At 49.1% G+C, this 18,033-nt stretch carries 12 protein-coding genes; all 12 read right to left on the reverse strand.

Annotated features, from left to right (window positions below):
* Positions 1-5: 5 nt before the first annotated feature.
* Positions 6-1,322, reverse strand: a complete 1,317-nt coding sequence (locus tag N6G83_RS10530) for an ABC transporter ATP-binding protein (RefSeq protein WP_049205871.1) — start codon at positions 1,320-1,322, stop codon at positions 6-8.
* A complete protein-coding gene (locus N6G83_RS10535; RefSeq protein ID WP_049205867.1) occupies positions 1,312-2,145 on the reverse strand; it encodes an ABC transporter permease in 834 nt (277 codons plus the stop codon). The genes N6G83_RS10530 and N6G83_RS10535 overlap by 11 nt, the downstream gene beginning before the upstream one ends.
* A 121-nt stretch (positions 2,146-2,266) precedes the next feature.
* The gene (locus N6G83_RS10540; protein ID WP_072269816.1) at positions 2,267-3,109 is read right to left on the reverse strand and encodes a glycosyltransferase; all 843 of its coding nucleotides are present in this window, start codon (positions 3,107-3,109) and stop codon (positions 2,267-2,269) included.
* A 166-nt stretch (positions 3,110-3,275) separates the two neighbouring features.
* On the reverse strand, positions 3,276-4,136 hold the full coding sequence (rfbD, locus tag N6G83_RS10545) for a dTDP-4-dehydrorhamnose reductase (RefSeq protein ID WP_049205861.1): 861 nt from the start codon (positions 4,134-4,136) through the stop codon (positions 3,276-3,278).
* On the reverse strand, positions 4,136-4,669 hold the full coding sequence (rfbC, locus tag N6G83_RS10550; RefSeq protein ID WP_049205859.1) for a dTDP-4-dehydrorhamnose 3,5-epimerase: 534 nt from the start codon (positions 4,667-4,669) through the stop codon (positions 4,136-4,138). The genes rfbD and rfbC overlap by 1 nt, the downstream gene beginning before the upstream one ends.
* Positions 4,670-5,040: 371 nt before the next feature.
* On the reverse strand, positions 5,041-6,060 hold the full coding sequence (gene galE / locus N6G83_RS10555) for a UDP-glucose 4-epimerase GalE (protein WP_049205858.1): 1,020 nt from the start codon (positions 6,058-6,060) through the stop codon (positions 5,041-5,043).
* Positions 6,061-6,431: 371 nt separating this feature from the next.
* Positions 6,432-7,805, reverse strand: a complete 1,374-nt coding sequence (gene cpsG / locus N6G83_RS10560; protein WP_043142826.1) for a phosphomannomutase CpsG — start codon at positions 7,803-7,805, stop codon at positions 6,432-6,434.
* 12 nt (positions 7,806-7,817) lie between these two features.
* Positions 7,818-9,242: a mannose-1-phosphate guanylyltransferase/mannose-6-phosphate isomerase gene (locus tag N6G83_RS10565; RefSeq protein ID WP_043142822.1), complete on the reverse strand. Its 1,425-nt coding sequence runs from the start codon at positions 9,240-9,242 to the stop codon at positions 7,818-7,820.
* A gap of 274 nt (positions 9,243-9,516) precedes the next feature.
* Entirely contained in the window at positions 9,517-10,893 is a 1,377-nt protein-coding gene (locus tag N6G83_RS10570) for a TolC family outer membrane protein (RefSeq protein WP_025302177.1), read from the reverse strand.
* A 2-nt stretch (positions 10,894-10,895) separates the two neighbouring features.
* Complete coding sequence (locus N6G83_RS10575; protein WP_025302176.1) at positions 10,896-12,227, reverse strand: HlyD family type I secretion periplasmic adaptor subunit; 1,332 nt, start codon at positions 12,225-12,227, stop codon at positions 10,896-10,898.
* 52 nt (positions 12,228-12,279) lie between these two features.
* Entirely contained in the window at positions 12,280-14,052 is a 1,773-nt protein-coding gene (locus tag N6G83_RS10580) for a type I secretion system permease/ATPase (protein WP_025302175.1), read from the reverse strand.
* A gap of 390 nt (positions 14,053-14,442) precedes the next feature.
* Positions 14,443-17,448, reverse strand: a complete 3,006-nt coding sequence (locus N6G83_RS10585) for a beta strand repeat-containing protein (protein ID WP_197812788.1) — start codon at positions 17,446-17,448, stop codon at positions 14,443-14,445.
* Positions 17,449-18,033: the final 585 nt, after the last annotated feature.

Here is an 18,033-nt window from a genome sequence, read left to right on the forward strand (position 1 = left end):
TCTAATTACTCCTCGCTTAAAACACTGATAGGGGCATAAACAACCCCCCCGAGTTCACGAGAGGACCAAAACTTCAATCTCATCATTGGTCTGCGTTGATCCAACTCTTCTCGCTCGCCGCCTTGCAGCGATGCCAAGCCGCAATGAACCAGGTAATCTCCTGAGTTAATTGGCAATTTAACCTTATAAATCACATGCTGCTCACCAGCCTTGAGGATTAAAGGTTTGCCGGCTCCAATGTTGCTGTCCCCCCAAATATCTCCCCCCTGCGCTTTAGAGATGGAGATTCCCAAGGCAACATCTCGAATCTCTTCTGAAGCAAGGATAGTAAAATCCAAGGTCAGTTCATCACCAGAACGTACCAAAGGCTTATCGGAGAGTGAAGTGCCATCCGATTTTATCACTTCGAGATTTTGAATAATCGCTCGAGCACTGCCAAAGCGCTTTTCTCCCACTTCGGTATTCAACTGCCCCTGTTGCAAACCCTGCAAGTCAGATTGATTCATCACAACAGACGAGGAGATCTTGCCCGTATTCTCTCGTTTCACTGCTTGCGACAACAGCATTCCTTTCTCATAAGCCAGAACAGCAGCCAGTACGTCATAGGTGTCGCCCACTAACTCCCCATTGTTCATAACCAAACAACGGTCAGCGTATTCCAGAATACTACCGGTAGAGTGGGTCACCATGATAATAGTGACCCCCTTAGCACGAAGAGCCTCCATGCGTTTATAGCATTTATATTGAAAACCGATATCGCCTACGGCTAACGCCTCGTCCACGATAAGGATTTCAGGTTCGACACAGGCTTGGACAGCAAAAGCCAGACGAATATACATCCCGCTTGAGTATGTTTTAACGGGTTGATCGATAAACTCGCCAATATCTGCGAAGTCAGTAATCTCCTGAAAACGCTCATCGATCTGTTCACGGGAAAAACCTAGAACAGAGCCATTAAGATAGACATTATCACGCCCCGTGAACTCAGGATTGAACCCTGCGCCTAACTCAAGTAGGGCCGCAATACGGCCATTGACTTGTATTTCTCCCTGAGTTGGAGTCAGCGTACCGCATATCATCTGTAATAACGTTGACTTACCTGCACCATTTCGTCCGATAATACCTACGGTCTCACCTTTCTTAATAGAGAATGAGACATCGCGAAGTGCCCAAAACTCGCGGAAATAGCGGCGAGACTCACGTCGTACTACACGTTGTAACCTCGGAGCAAAAAACTGTTTTAAACGATCTCGTGGACGATCATAAATTTGATAACATTTGCTCAATGCAGTCACTTGGATCGCGATTTCATTAGAGGACATCAGCAAACCCCTTTCTGGTTTTCTGGAAGAATACAAAACCGAACCATGCAACTAATGATGCCGCCAGGGTGTAAACAGCTAAACCTTGCCATTCAGGCAAACGCCCCCAAATTAAGACATTCCGTGATTGCTCAATAATAAATGTTAGGGGATTAAGCATTATCCAAATGCGATATTTTTCCGGTAACGACGTGATAGGGAAAAATACTGGTGACAAAAACATCATAACCGTTGTGATAATGACAGTCGTCTGACCAACATCGCGTATAAAAACACCCAGGGATGCCAATATCCATGCCAATCCAAGGCAAAAAACGACCAGCGGCAAGAAAACTAACGGTATAAAAACGACGGTCCAGTGCAGAAAACCGTTGAATAAAAAGAATGCACATAGCAGTACAACCAAGCTGATCAGGGTATGGAACAACGCAGCGCATAACCCAATCACTGGCAACGTTTCCAAAGGGAAAACCACTTTCTTCACATAGTTGGTATTCCCTAGGATAATTTGCGGTGCCCGATTAACCACCTCGGCAAAAAAACCATGCACAATCATGCCAACAAAGAGGATTACAGCAAACTGCGTACGGCTTTCATCGCCACCGACGGACCAACGTGCTTTAAAAACAACCGAAAAAACAAATGTATAGACCGTCAACATAAACAAAGGATTGAGGAACGACCATGCCAGTCCCATAGTGGAACCCTTGTATCGCCCAACAACCTCACGTTTTGTCATTTGCAAGATCAGCGATTTGAACCCCCAAATGTTACGGATCAGAGCTAGGGGTGACAGAGGCTGCGATTTATGAGGATTACTCATTACCCCACCCCGCTGCCATACCAACATTTTGCGCTTCGAAATTGCATCCAGTCATAACAAACATAATCAATACCTTAGATGTAATTGAACTCATAAAACATAGACATCATCTTCAATCATGTTACCGCTTGATTTCAGGAGAAGTCATGGGAATAGTCTTCAAACAGGTAGTATTCACCTTGGATCTCTGTGGATCGTGCCACCATCCCCATTTATTGAAATATAAGACAACTGATTTCATGTGATAAATGAATAAATTAAGGTTTTTATAAGAACCTTTACCAAAAACATGGATGATAGTAGCACCAGGGAAGTAGACAATATCGCTCATTGACAAAGCCCGGCGGCACAAATCCACATCTTCTAAATACATAAAATACCGTTCATCAAATCCTCCTAAGTTCGCTAACAACGTGGATTCAACCAGCATAAAACAACCAGAAACTGAAGGAACTGCGAAGGATTTAGTGTAATCAGCACGCTGGATTTCATAAGTGGCATCCAGCTTAGCTCCCCATTTAGGGAAAAAGCGCCGAAGAAACAAATTGGCAGGTGTAGGCAGTAAGCGGCAACTGTATTGGAATCGCCCATCGCTATATTGAATGCGAGGAGAAACAAAGCGGTGTTTTTGGTTCCGCGCAAAATTGTAGAGACTCTCGAGCGCCCCCGAGGTAAAACTGATATCTGGGTTACAAATCAAAAAATATTCACATTCATTCAGATAACGCTTCATTGCCAGATTATGGCCGTAGCCAAAACCGTTATTGGCTTCCGCACAAATATAACTAATGCGATGATTATCTAGTTTTGCAGCCCATTCAGAACCACCGTTATCAACCAAAACTATTTTTTGAACACATTTTTCGCTAAGCAAAGAAAGTAACGTGTCTTCTAGTTGGGCATAGCTATGGTTATACAATACGATTGAAGCAACAATTTGGTATTGTTTTTGTTTTGAAAACATGCCGTATGAAGTTCCTAACCAATAATCATTTAAAAACAATCAGTTACAAGAGTGTGATGGCTGATGTATTATCACTCGTCTATTGGAACGCAAACCGTCACCAATAAACAAAAACATCAAAGGGGATAAAATTATCCCCTTTTATTCCATGCAAACCAAGATCCACCTACTGCAACAGTTTGCGAATCACAGCATGTAACTGCTGGCGCCAAGCGCTAGGTTTAAGATTCAACGCGCAGATCTTATCAGTGTTAAGAACAGAGTATACAGGCCGGGACGCAGGTGTAGGATACTCTTGCGTAGTAATCGGATTCACGATGACCTGATGTGGGTATAGCCCACTTTCAGTAGCCTGTTGGAAAATTATCTGCGCAAACTCATACCAAGAAACCATTGAATCACCACAAAAGTGATAGACACCGTATTCACCTGGTTCTTGCAGCATGGAGATTATGGCATCAGCGATATCACCGGCATAAGTCGGGCAGCCTTGCTGATCGCTTACCACGCCAAGTTCACCCCTTTGTGACCCGACGCGCAACATCGTTTTAACAAAATTATTGCCGTACTCGCTAAACACCCAAGCCGTTCTTATTACAATAGTTTTTGGATTAGCCTTCAGCGCAGCAATCTCACCTTCAAGCTTGGTTTTACCATAAATGTTTTGTGGCGAGCAGGGAGCATCTTCGCAGTAGGGTTCTTCCGAGCGGCCATCAAAAACATAGTCGGTTGATACGTGTACAAAAGGAATATTTCGTGCAGCAGCAGCTGCTGCCAGGTAGCCAGGCCCGTAGGTATTGATTGCTTTAGCTACATCTGGTTCAGATTCAGCCTTATCAACAGCAGTATAAGCGGCGGCGTTTACGATAACATCGGGCTCAAATTCCGTCACCGCTTGCTCAATCGCATCAGAATCACAGATGTCAAGTTGCTTGCTGTCCAGTGCTAGCAGGCTCCAATCGGTAGGAAACCTATCGCTGAAACAGCGTCCCAGTTGCCCCATAGAACCTGTCAAAAGTACACGCATTAAAAAAGCTCTCTAAGTAATTTACCTTGTAGATCCTTCGGCGATAGCAATGGCTGATCGACTGGCCAATCAATGCCAATTTCAGGATCATTCCAAAGCAAGCATGCTTCGCTAGCAGGATCATAGTACTCTGTGCACTTGTATTCGAAATCAGCAATGTCTGAAATCACTAAGAAACCATGTGCGAGACCTGGCGGAACCCAAAGTTGGTGGTGGTTATCTTCCGACAAGTGAACACCAACCCATTTTTTGTACGTCGGCGAATCGACCCTGATATCCACTACAACATCATAGACCTCCCCACGTACAACTCGGACTAGCTTGCCTTGGGGTTTGATTCGCTGGAAATGCAAACCACGCAATACTCCTTTAGAAGAACGCGAATGGTTGTCCTGAACAAAATCCACATCAATATCTAACATTTCTTGATAGCGGTTTTTTTGAAACGTTTCGACGAAAAAACCACGATGATCACCGAACACTTTCGGCTCAATCAACTTCACACCTGCGACTGGTGTCTCAATCACTTTCATTAGGTAACCTGCTAACTAATACGCTCACCTCAGAGGCCCAAAGGATGGCCGCCTGAACATGCATCCCCAGCAGTCTATCACTACCCACTCGCCCAGTTTTCGAACAGAAACTAAACGAGAATAAATTTTGGATAGCTCAATGAACGCACCGTAGACGAAGGTATCGGAGATTAGCACAATTAATCAAAATATCCGACACTCATCCACAAAAAATAGTCAAAAATTATGTGGCTCATTGAAGGATGAATCATGATATATCATTGTTATTAAACATATTTTAATTGCAACCAACATAGAAATGGTCAATCGAGCCCTCGTTGGTTACAATTAATTTACATTATGCCATATTTTGTCATTAACGAACTTCGCTATCAACCGGGACGATAACCCCGAGGATTGTTCTTCTGCCAATTCCACGCATCACGCATCATGGCATCCAAATCACGGGTAGCCTTCCATCCCAATTCTTTGAACGCCAATTCTGGAGCGGACCAGCATTCTGCAATGTCGCCCTCTCGACGTGGTACAATTTGGTAAGCTACATTGCGACCTGAAGCCTTTTCAAAAGCATGGAGCATCTCCAACACAGAATACCCTACCCCAGTCCCCAGATTATAGACCGTAAAACCTTGGTGTTCATCGATGTGTTCAATCGCCTTGAGATGACCTTCAGCCAAATCCATGACATGAATGTAATCTCTGACACCCGTGCCATCCTGTGTCGGATAGTCGTCACCAAAAATTGACAGTTTCTCCAGTTTTCCGATTGCCACCTGAGCAATATAAGGCATCAGATTGTTAGGAATACCATTTGGATCTTCACCGATCATGCCAGATTCGTGCGCACCGACCGGGTTGAAGTAACGTAAGGCGGTAATGGAGAATTGCGGTTCTGCTTTAGCGAAATCTTGCAGAATTTGTTCTACCATCAACTTCGACGTGCCGTAAGGATTCGTCGTACCGCCAACGCGTGACGTCTCAGTCAAAGGAACTTGCTCTGGAGTACCGTACACCGTGGCAGAAGAACTGAAGATAAACTTATGCACACCCGCACGACGCATTTCCTCCAACAATACCAACGTGCCAGTGACATTGTTCTGATAATACTCTAGCGGCTTGCGCGTCGACTCTCCGACAGCCTTTAGCCCAGCAAAATGGATCACGGCCGAAATGGCGTGAGCCTCGAAGATACGGTGCAGACACTCAGCATCCAAGATATCGCCTTGGTAGAATTGAGCACTTCTGCCCGCGAGTTTCTCAACGCGACGCAGAGACTCATCGGAAGAGTTCGATAAATTATCTAACACTACGACATCTTCGCCATGTTCCAACAAAGCCAGAACAGTGTGAGAACCGATATAACCGGCCCCACCGGTGACTAAAACCGCCATAAAAACTCCTTACTCGCGCCCCTGGCGCTCAAGATGAACTGTCTTCTTTAAGCAATCAATTGATTTTAAACGAAGCTTGGACTCACGCACGCCTTTTCGATCATAATTGACCATCCATATGTCCCCAGAGTTCCCTTGGTACACTCGTTTTTGGCCAGCAAGTAAACAATCGGCCTGCCAGGAGGCTTTGACCTGGCTCCCTACAAAGAGGCTAAAATATTTAGCCGCGTTCTTGGTTATATCAAGAGAAAACCTCACTGCCTTTCTGAAGCATCCCAAGTGTGTGTGAGACAGAACATGGGGAGTTTAAGCCTTACAAAAAAAAAGAGCTGTTCAAGACAGCTCTACAGTGTGTTCCTTACGCGTCGCACTCAGTTTGACAACAGCGCCAAAATCTCGTCGGTTTTCTCTTGCATCAGCGCAACATCGGCACGAGATTCGACGTTAAGACGCACAACCGGTTCCGTATTGGAGGAACGCAGATTGAAACGCCAGCCTGCGAACGCCATGCTGATGCCATCGGTGTAGTCCACCTCATCGGCATGCGGTAAATAGTGTTGTTTAACGCTTTCGATTGACACGACAGGCTGAGCCAGCTTGATATTGATCTCACCGGAAGACGGGTAGGCGGCAATGCGATCCTGTACCAGTTGCCCCAGAGTTTGTCCCTTCACACTGACCAGCTCAGCGACCAGCAGCCATGGGATCATGCCACTGTCACAATAAGCAAAATCACGGAAATAGTGGTGAGCACTCATCTCGCCGCCATAAATGGCGTCTTCCGCACGCATGCGTTCTTTAATGAAAGCATGACCGGTTTTCGACATCACGGGTACGCCCCCGGCACCGGTGACCACATCGACGGTGTTCCAACTCAGGCGTGGATCGTGGATTATCTTCGCGCCCGGCTGTTTCTGCAAGAAGGCCTCCGCCAGCAAGCCGACGATATAATAGCCCTCAATGAAATCGCCTTTTTCATCGAACAGGAAGCAGCGATCAAAATCGCCGTCGAACGCAATGCCCATATCAGCGCCATGCTCTCGCACCGCATCGGCGGTATCCGCACGACACTCAGGCAGCAGTGGATTTGGAATGCCGTTGGGGAAAGAGCCGTCCGGCTGGTGATGCACCTTGATAAACTCCAGCGGCACCCCCCGCGCCTTCAGTTGCGCTTCAATAGCATCGATCACATGCCCCGCAGCACCGTTGCCCGAGTTGATCACTAACTTCAACGGTTTGAAATTTTTCACGTCTACATAGGACAGAATGTGTTCTACATAAGCCCCTAATACGTCCTGGCGTACGTAGCTGCCGCGCGTTGCTGTTGCTGCTAGCGCTTGAAACTGGTTTTTCTCCGCCAGCTCTTGGATCGCCCGTAACCCGGTATCGCCGCTAATCGGGCGAGAGCCCTCACGCACTAACTTCATGCCGTTGTAATCAATAGGGTTATGGCTGGCGGTGACCTCTACGCCACCATCAGTTTTTAAATAGGTTGTGGCGAAATAGATTTCTTCGGTACCGGTTAAACCGATGTCTATCACATCAGTACCCGCATCCTGTAAACCCTTCGCCAGCGCCAACTTCAGGCTTTCACTGGTTAACCGCACATCGCTGCCCAACACGATATTTTTGGGCTTTAAAAACTCGCCATAGGCGCGTCCAATACGATACGCGATGTCCTCATTCAGCTCTTCGCCCAGTTTTCCCCGAATGTCATAAGCTTTAAAACACGTCAATTTTTGCATTACCAAACCCTATTAAACTCTGCCATAGCGATCTTGCAAACGCTCAATATCATCTTCTTCCAGATAGTGCCCCGACCTGACCTCGATCATTTCCAAATCGATTTTTCCCGGGTTTTCTAGCGTATGGACACTGCCCGCAGGAATGAAGGTAGACTGATTTTCCGACAAGAAGAACTCTTGGTCATCAACGTTAACTCTTGCTGTCCCACTCACGACGACCCAATGTTCAGCACGGTGGAGATGGCGTTGTACTGACAAGCCTTCACCTGGCCGGACAATGATTTTCTTCACCTGGAAGTGCGTGCCGCTGTCGATGTCGCAAATCTTGCCCCAGGGACGATATGCGGTGGAATGCTGGCGAAAATGATGAAGATTGCGCTTTTTAAGCTCATCAACCACTTTCTTCACATCCTGCACTTTGTCCTTGTGAGCGATCAGCAAGGCATCATTGGTGTTGACCACGATCAGGTTTTCCAACCCAATGGTCGCCACCAACGCGGATTCAGAGGAAATGTAGTTGTCATTGGAATCGATCGAGATAATGTCGCCCACATTGACATTGCCCAAATGATCTTTCTTAGAAACGTCCCACAGCGAGGACCAAGAACCAACGTCACTCCAGCCAGCATCAATGGGAATCACTACAGCATCACGCGTTTTTTCCATCACCGCATAGTCGATGGAGTCGCTCGGACAGTGTTTGAAGATCGCTTGTTCAACCCGAATAAAGTTCATGTCGCGTTGGCTTTTAACCACAGACTGCTGGGTTGTGTTAAAGATGTCTGGGCTAAACTGCTGCAACTCTTGCAAAAACTTGGCGGTTTTGAACATGAACATACCGCTGTTCCAGCTATATTCACCACTGGCGAGGTATTCTATCGCTTTCTCCAAACGTGGTTTTTCCACGAATGAATCAACCTTAAAGCAATCATGAGACAAGTGACTGCCGCGTTTGATGTAACCGTACCCGGTTTCCGGATGCTCCGGAATAATGCCAAACGTGACCAGCTGATTGTTGACCGCAAAAGAGATTGCCGTCTGAATCGCCGCGTGGAAATTATCTACTTTCGTGATCAGATGGTCTGCAGCCAGCACCAAGAGCATGCTGTCTTCGTCTTCTTCCGCTGCAAGATGAGCGGCTAACGCCACTGCCGGCGCGGTATTGCGCCCTACGGGCTCTAAAATAATGTTGGTCGCTAATTGCCCAATTCCGCGCAATTGCTCGGCAACCAAAAAACGGTGTTCCTCGTTGCAGATGACCAGAGGAGCAGCAACTTCGATACCGGTCAGACCCGACAAACGCTGTAACGTTTGTTGCAGCAGGCTCACCCCGCTGTCATCAATAGATAAAAACTGTTTAGGAAACGATTCTCGCGACATCGGCCACAGACGACTCCCAGTACCGCCGGCCATAACCACAGGAATTAGTTTGGACATTATCTACCCTTTACTCAGCCATCGTTCTTACAAGGACGACGCCGCACGTCAGCAGCATCATTCTAAAATTCGTTCGATCATTAACCAATAGTTACACTTTGCGAAAAGCATGTATCCCTCTAACCTACCGTTCCTTAACAGAAAATTATGTATAGAAATAAACCAGGCAAGTATAAATACAGAAGGAACCACCAGCCGATAACATAACGTATTAACGCAAAAAAGAGCAGCATCGTGCTGCTCTTTCAGATTAATGCTCATAGTGAATATATTGCTAACGACTGCGGGCAAAATACTGCGCCACGCGCAGCACATCCTTCTCGTCCAACGTCCCTGAGTCGCTCAGCAAGGTAATCCAGGACTTGATGTAGGCGTACTTGGCGGAGGCCAGATCGCGCTGAGCGCTATAGAGCTGCTGTTCGGCGTTGAGCACGTCAACGTTGACACGTTGCCCGGCCAGCACGCTTTGCCGGGTCGCCGTCACCTGCGTGGTGGCAGACTGTACCGCCAGCTCATAGGCCGCCACCTTGGCGCGGCTGCTGATGCACAGATTGTACTGCTTGCGCAGATCGTTGAGCGTGGTGCCCGTCTGCGCATCCATTTCATACATCGCCTGGCCATAGCGCGCCGCCGCCTGCCGGGTCGACGCCGAAACGCCGCCGCCGGAATAAATAGGCATACTGACCTGCACGCCGATACTGTCGGTACGGTATTTCTGGTTAACCGTGTTATCGCTGCTGGAATCGTTTTCCGAATGCGAAGCATACAGCTGAACCTGCGGCATAAAGCCCGCCCGATTCCTTTCGACGTCATACTTAGCGGCATCCACGCCATGACGCGAGGCGGCTAGCACCGGGTTGTTCTCCAGCGCGATCTTTTGCCACTCTTCAAATTTGGACGGGATCAGCGGCGCCACCTTAAACTTGCCCGGCCGCAAAACCTGCAATTCATCCAGTTGGTTCAGCGGTATGCCGATAATCACTTCCAATTCGCGCTGCGCGGCGTCCAGCGCATCGCGCGCTTCGATTACCTGCGCTTCGGCCAGGCTGTAGCGCGCCTGGGTTTCTGATACGTCGGTAATGGTGCCTTCACCGGCGCTCATCAGGCGATCGTTCAAGGTCAACTGTTCCTTGTAAGCCGCCTTTTGCGCTTCGGCCAACGCGATTTGATCCTTGGAATAGGCCACTTCGACATAGGCGTTAATCACCCTAACAGCAAGATCCAGCAACTTACTGCGATAGCGCTCGTCCGACATCATCGTCTGCGCTACGCCGGCTTTGTAACGCGCGTACGCTTCATAATCGAACAGCGGCTGCGTCAGCGTGATCGAACTGGAATAACTGCGATATTGTTGCCGCCGGGTGACCTCCGAAACATTGCCGAAAAAGTCGCTCTGCGGATATTTTTGCGTCTGCCAATTGCGCGGCGAATTCTGATAGTTCAACGACACTTTCGGCAGCAGCCCCGCCCTGCCGATGTTTTCGTTCTCATCTCCCGCTTCTTTCTCTTTTATAGCCGCCCGGAAGGTCGGGTCCTTTTCTAATGCCAGCGAATATGCGTCTAAAATCCCTATCGAATAAACCGGCGCAGATATCGCAAACAAAAGGGTGCCGATAACCAGACCGGCAGCCTGTCGTTTTGATTGAATCAAAATTATTCCTCGGTTAATGAAGTATGAGCGCGATCCAAAATAGGTTTAAACAGATAACTCAGCAGTGAGCGCGACCCCGTTTTCACGAACACCTCTACCGGCATCCCCGGCTTGATGTCCTCGCCACTGAGCATCTTCATGCCCTCCGGTGAGACCGTAACCTGCATCTGGTAGTAAGGCTCACCGTTGGCTTTGTCGACCAGACGGTCGGCGGAAACCAACGTGACCGTTCCCGGAATTTTCGGGGTTTTGTTTTGGTTGAAGGCGGTAAACATCAGATCCACCGGCAACCCGTTGTACACCTTATCGATCAGGTCGACTTTCAGGCGAGAATCCACCACCAGCGTCGCCTGGCTGGGTACAACGTCCATCAGGTGGTCACCCGCTCCCACGACGCCCCCCTGAGTGAAGATATTCAATCCGACCACGGTGCCGTCCACCGGTGAGGTGATGGCGGTGTTGCCCAGATCGAAATCGGCCATTTGCAGCTTATTGCGAAACTCACTGGCGTCCATTTGGGTTTGTGCCAGTTGCGTTCTGACCTCGCGTTGATAGTCGGCGAAACGTTGATCGATACGCTGCTGAGATTCTTGCAGCTGCTTTTGCAATTGGCCAATCCGCCCGACAGTTTCATCGATGCTGCTATTCACTTCGGCGAACTGACGCTGAACTTCCAGATAGCGATTGCGTGGCAGGTAGCCGTCCGCAGCCAGCTGCTTCATGCTGTTCATCTGTTCACGCAGGCTGGAAAGTTGGATCTGCTTGTTGACGCGTGAATCCTGCAGGCCTTTCAATTGGAAACGAATCCCGTCCATCGACTGCTTATAACCGTCAATTTCACTTTGCAGCCCCTGGCGGCGGGAAGCGAACAGCTGCGTTTGCAACGCGATAATTTCAGCCACACGCGGCTGATCCTTGATCTGGGTAAAAATGGGAGAAAAAGTGACGCTACTCAGACCATCGCGTTCGGCGAGTAAACGCCCTTCGGTGGCCAGCGTGGTGTAGTACTGGTCGCGCAGGGAATCGACCTGCGCCTGTGCCTGCACCTGGCTCAACTGCACCAGGACTTCACCGGCTTTCACCTTGTCGCCCTCTTTCACCGCGATATTTTTGATGATGCCGCTGGCCGGTGCCTGCACCGTTTTGCGGTTGCCGGAAACGGTTACCGATCCCGGTGATGCCACCCCTTTATCCAGGGGCGCAAACGCTGCCCAAGCCAAAAATCCGAACAGACCAATTCCCACGACCAGCCAGCCCATCCGGGTAAACCGCCGTTCATCCTGTGGGATCTCTTCAATATACGAGTCTTGCGGCTCGCCAATGTGCGTCGACATACCAACTCCTTTAAACTGCGGACGGCAATAAAGCCATCAGGCAATTCACGGCTTAATTAATTTGCGTTTTTGGGATATTGCCTTCATCTGGCTCAGAATTTACCGCCCTCACCGCTTGCTGAGGCTGTTGCGTCTGCGCTTTTTGCGCATTGGCTAACGCCTGAAGCACTTGTTGAGTCGGGCCGAACGCGTTGACGTTGCCATTCACCAAGAGCAACAGCTTGCTGGTCATCGACAGCAAATTGGTGCGATGGGTAATCAGAACCACCGTTTTATTACGTTGCTTGAGGAACATAATGGCCTGGTTCAACGCTTTCTCGCCTGCATCATCCAGATTGGAGTTAGGCTCATCCAAAACCACCAGCGAAGGGTCGCCGTACAGTGCGCGCGCCAGGCCGATACGCTGTTTCTGCCCACCGGACAGCCCAGCGCCACCGTTGCCGAGCACCGAATCATAGCCGTTCGGGAAACGCAGGATCAGTTCGTGCACACCGGCCAACTTAGCAGCTTCAATGACCTTCTCTGAGTCGATCTCGTTAAAGCGAGCGATATTCTCGGCGATAGTCCCGGCAAACAGCTCAATGTCCTGCGGCAGATAGCCGATATACGGCCCCAACTCATCCTTGTTCCACTGATAGATGTCAGCATTATCCAACCGAACAATCCCTTCACTGACCGGCCAAATGCCGACCAGCAAACGAGCCAGCGTCGATTTCCCCGACGCGCTCGGGCCAATGATCCCCAGCACGTCACCAGGCTGAATGGCAAAACTCACGTTATGCAATACCGCATCGCCTTTGGATCCCGGCGGCGTAGCGGTGACGCCTTCTACGGCAAGCACCCCTTCCGGACGCGGCAAGGACATACCGGTACCACGTTGCGGGTGCGTTTCCAGCAGCTTGACCAACCGGCCATAAGAAAGCTTCGCCGCGCTGTAGCTCTTCCAGACGTTAATAACCTGCTCAATCGGCGCCAGCGTTCGCCCCATCAGAATGGAGCCGGCAATCATCATACCGGGCGTGATGTGCCCATCGATAGCCAGCCACCCCCCCAGCCCCAACACCAGTGATTGCAGCGACATGCGCACAAACTTGGTGATCGACGTGACCCGCGATGCGCGTTCGCTGGCGATGCGTTGGCTGTTCAAGAATCGCTGGTGCAGACCGAACCACCGGCGTTTCAGGTTAGGCAACATCCCTAAAGCCTCGATCACTTCGGCATTTCGCAGATTGGTGCTGGCCAACGTACCGGACATAATCGACAGCTTGCTGGCTTCCGCCAGCGGCTTTTTCGACACCATTTCGTTGATCACCGCCAATGCGATCAACAACAGTGCACCGACCAGGGCGAACAGCCCCAACCAAGGGTTAAAGAGGAATATCACCAACAGATAGATCGGAAACCACGGTGCATCAAAGAAGGCGAACAGCGCGCTGCCGGTGAGGAATTGGCGCAGATTGGTCAAGTCGCTCAGCATCTGGCCGGCGTCAGAAGAACCGTTTTTCAGATTCGCCTCGTAGGCCGCAGTGTAGACTCGCGTGTTGAGACGCATATCCAGCTGACTGCCGATACGGATCACCACCATGCTGCGCACGTATTCCAACAGCGACATCATGCCGAACATGCCCAGCATGATCAGCGTCAGCATCAACAGCGTAATTTCATTACGCGAAGGAAGCACCCGGTCGTAAACCTGGAGCATATAGATAGAAGGAACTAGCATTAATAAATTAATAAATGCGGTAAATATGCCAACGGTCCAAAAAACCTTACTGCGAGTCCGTATAACATCCGCAATTTCATTGCGCGGTATAAATTGATTCACTTTCTGCCCTTACATCATGTGCACTGTCAGTCAAAATCCGCATTGGACTCTTATAAGGAAAATCCTAAAAAGGGAAAAATAAAATAAATCCTAAAGAACCCCCACCCCAGACATGCTCGAGACTGCAGATACTTTTTCTAACTATAGGTAGAGAAAGCGGATATCAGCAAGGCCGTAAGCAAAAAAAATCGCCTCACGAACTACAGAAAAAAACAAATGAAAACAGTGAGGTAAATAGTAGACAAGGCAACGCGAGTTTAGTACGAAAGGGAATAAATTAGAGATAATGACGTAGTTCACAATTTTCAAAGAATACGGGGTGTTTACACACCCCGTATTATTGATTGACTAACAGTTTCAATGGGCATTATAACCCACTGGAATTCATACTTACGCGTAGTGCAGAGTATCCACCAATTGCTGGTGGTTTTGCCCTGTCAGGTATACCACGGTATCGTTGAGATCCAGCGTGTGGTTATCGTTGTTGTCGATAATTACATACGAGCTTGCAGTGTTACCGCCACCGCTGAATACAACGGATGCCACACCCACTTTCGCCGTCAGCGAGTTGCTGCTATCCAGACCCAAGATACCACCCAACAGGCCGATAACGCCGTTGGTCAAACCGCCCACCAGTGTCCCCAACAACGCATCCAACGTGTCGGCAGAGCGCGTACCGTAGTTCGCTACCGCAGTGCCGCTGGCGTCATCGGAAATAGTCAGGCCGCCATGGTTCACGTCGACAATCGAGTCCTTGAGGCTATTAAAGTCCTTGATGGTCACACCCGCCTGCGTGTTACTCGCCTTGATGTCATAGGTGTTGGCACCTGCGCCACCGGTCAGCGTGGTGTTGCCAATCACGCCCAGGGTATCGGCAGCACTGGAGCCTTCTACGGTCATCTGGTAACCGTTCAGGCCCAACGCCGTCAACACCGGCGCCAACAGGTTGGTGGTAATGACACTCAGCGGCAGAATGTTCAGCAATTGAACGATGATACCGTCACCGGTACCGCCATGGCTGGAGTCGAGATTCAGCCCCCCGGTGTTGGTGGACGCATTGATATCACGCACGTTGCTGAAACCGCTGCCCAGCGTCAGATCCAGCGCGTGATCACCGGTCACGTTGATGGTCTGAACCTGCGCATTGGTGCCGGCCAGTGACAGAATGTTGTCAAAGCTGCCGGTACCGCCTGAGGCCACGTTCACCGTGGTCAGAGCGGTGCCCAACAAGGCGCTGCTGCTGCTGTTAAGGGTAATGGCGCCGGCATTCACATTGGAAGAACTCACCGCATCAAAGTTGATATTGAAATGATCGGTGGCGTTCTGCACGAAGGTGAAGTTCAGCGTACTGGCGGAAGTCGCGTCCCCTTTCACTTCCAACTGCGCGGCGTTGCCGCCGGCGGCGTTAATGACGTTGACGTTAGCCAGACCGGAGATCACGAAACCTTGTGAGCCCAGGTTGGTGGCCGCCGCGTTCTGCGTAACCGTGCCGCCCGTGGTGCCTTCCACCGTAGATGTGCCGTTGGTCAGGCCAAAGTCAAAGGTGTGGGTCGGCGTTGTGACGCTGGTGGTGGTCGGTGAACCGATTAGCGGAGTCGTAATCAGCGTACCGACGGACTTGCCGATATAGCCGGTCAGGTCAATTTTCTCAAAGTTCGAGAAGTTGTTGGCGTTGCTGGTCACGGTACTGGTGCGAACGCCCAGGGCGTTTTGGTTGGTTACTACAGTTTTGGTGATGAAGTTGGCGGAGATGGAGTCCGTACCCGCACCACCATCAGCCTTAACCGTGTTCGCGACAGTGTTCGCCCCACCGGAAACCCCGTTGCCCACCCAGTGCAGGCTGTCGTTGCCGGCGCCGAGGTTGAATTGTGCGGTACCGGTCGCGATGTTGGCCGTCGATGTGACAACTACGTCATCCGCACCCGAACTGGCGTTCAGGATGACGTTGCCGTTATTCACGGTGATATCTACACCTGGATTAACACCATTGTCAGACAAGTTGACCGTTGCTGCGCTGGTGCCGTTGATGGTCAGATTCGCCAGATGGTCGGCGAACTTCAGGTTCACGATGCTAGCGGCATTGGCGTTCAGTTGAACATTCGTCAGTACCGCTGTTTCGGCGTTGCTGATTTGATGCGATGTGCCGGTGTTGACGGTGCCGGTTGCGTTACCGCCGGCGGCTGTTGCCGTCAGAGACGCAGCGGTTTTGTACAGTAGGCTGGTACCGATGTCGTATTCAAAGCCATGCTGTTGAGTTACGGTTGTGACGTCAGTGGCCGTCGAGTTGCGCAGGTCGTTGATAATAGCCTGAGTAATCAGTGCCTTATCCGTCCCAAGCGAGCTATACGCCAAAAGCTGTGCGGCTGTCGCAGCGACACCGTGTACCCCAGTGTAGACATGTTGTATAAAGTCATCACCCGTTAGTTGGGCACCTTTCTTCTGAAACTCGCTTGACTTCAATATGGTCCCAATAAATCCCTTATAAGTCATCGCTCCTTTCGATAAATACTTACTCCAATCATCTAATCCACGAGCATCAATATCACGCTGCGGAACTGCGAGATAAACGGCAGAAACCTGCTCTTGATAACTTAATGAAGGCAGCTGCCCTGGTTGATAGCTGATAGTCGCGCTATTGAAATGTTGCTGCGCGGTAGTATCGCCTGAAGCAACAGTACCACGAAGAGAATCAATAACTTGAATCAGAACTTCTGCACGAGAAGTCCCTCCTGTCAGTTCAGTGACATAGTTAGATAATTCGGTCGCTGAGGGAGACCTTTCGTAACCCCATTTAAATAAACGAATCACATAATCGGTATTGCTAAGAGAAGTCAGATTTGCAGAGAAAATTATTTCTTGCGCTACCTGGACAAAGGTTTTCGTACCGGCATTAATCGCCGCCCCATAGTTGTTTATGCCAAGTGCTGATTGAGCCGCACCCGTAACATAATAGATAGCCTGCACGTCTGAGGCGCCTTGCCCAAGGGCAGCGGCGCTTACCGACGGGAACAGAACAGCATTTACTTGCTGATCAAGACTAGTCTGCGCAGCGGATAGAGTAGAATCAAATCCCGAATAATCAAGAACCTGATTTACAACTTTAGCCATAGCCTCTGCAAGAGTACTACCCGTCAGGTAATCTTGCAGGGTTGAGGTGGGTGCAGCAGAGCCAAAAATTTTTGTATAAACAATTTGTAAAGCATTTAAATCTGACAAGCCGTTAAAGAGGGCTACACCATCCGCAGAAGTCAATAACGTAGTGACATATGCTGAGGCTGAAAGTTCACCTCGCTGCAATTGCGCACCTATTGAGTCGAACGTAGCGTGTGACGCGCTTTTCCCTAAAACAGCGTATAAAATAGCTGCTGCTTCTTTCTGATACGCCAATGAAGCCATGATTCCCCCCTTAGAGGACTAACTTGAGAAGCCATAAAAAAATCGGAAGCATAAAATAGATATAACTCATTAATAATGCAGCTAAACATGCATTCCGACTGGTTATACCCAAACAAAGACAGCAAAGCTGTCTGAATTAAAAGAAAGGATAAGATTCAGGTTATGTCAAGGTAGGCGACGAAAGGTTTTAGCAAAAAAAACCATACAAAGACAACGGATAAAACTTTTCGCACAAAATTCCTATAAATTAAAAATCTATAGAAAACACTGAGATCACATAAAAAACAACAAAATAGTTATAAAAAAAATTAGAAAGAATTTAAGAAGAAATTGAAACCATAGGACTATGCAAATACACAAAAAAACTGAGCATCACCCCCCTGAAATCAGCACAATGAATTACTCCTAAGAAATTATACTCAAGTTATATTTTAGATATAGAAGAGGAATAATTCATAACCTTCACTGAAAAACAAGTAGCAAGTAAATAATTAGTAAGCATAGAAAAAATTCATTATTATAATTCAGGGGCAGAAACACAGAACCCCACGGAAACGAACTTGACCTTCTGCCATGCTACCGCAA

The organism is Serratia sp. PL7, assembly GCF_945957435.1.

What these genes read in the sequence shown, in the direction of transcription:
- N6G83_RS10530 (WP_049205871.1), bottom strand. Translation starts at nt 1,322, where the DNA reads ATGTCCTCTAATGAAATCGCGATCCAAGTGACTGCATTGAGCAAATGT.
- N6G83_RS10535 (WP_049205867.1), bottom strand. Translation starts at nt 2,145, where the DNA reads ATGAGTAATCCTCATAAATCGCAGCCTCTGTCACCCCTAGCTCTGATC.
- N6G83_RS10540 (WP_072269816.1), bottom strand. Translation starts at nt 3,109, where the DNA reads ATGTTTTCAAAACAAAAACAATACCAAATTGTTGCTTCAATCGTATTG.
- rfbD (WP_049205861.1), bottom strand. Translation starts at nt 4,136, where the DNA reads ATGCGTGTACTTTTGACAGGTTCTATGGGGCAACTGGGACGCTGTTTC.
- rfbC (WP_049205859.1), bottom strand. Translation starts at nt 4,669, where the DNA reads ATGAAAGTGATTGAGACACCAGTCGCAGGTGTGAAGTTGATTGAGCCG.
- galE (WP_049205858.1), bottom strand. Translation starts at nt 6,060, where the DNA reads ATGGCGGTTTTAGTCACCGGTGGGGCCGGTTATATCGGTTCTCACACT.
- cpsG (WP_043142826.1), bottom strand. Translation starts at nt 7,805, where the DNA reads ATGCAAAAATTGACGTGTTTTAAAGCTTATGACATTCGGGGAAAACTG.
- N6G83_RS10565 (WP_043142822.1), bottom strand. Translation starts at nt 9,242, where the DNA reads ATGTCCAAACTAATTCCTGTGGTTATGGCCGGCGGTACTGGGAGTCGT.
- N6G83_RS10575 (WP_025302176.1), bottom strand. Translation starts at nt 12,227, where the DNA reads ATGTCGACGCACATTGGCGAGCCGCAAGACTCGTATATTGAAGAGATC.
- N6G83_RS10585 (WP_197812788.1), bottom strand. Translation starts at nt 17,448, where the DNA reads ATGGCTTCATTGGCGTATCAGAAAGAAGCAGCAGCTATTTTATACGCT.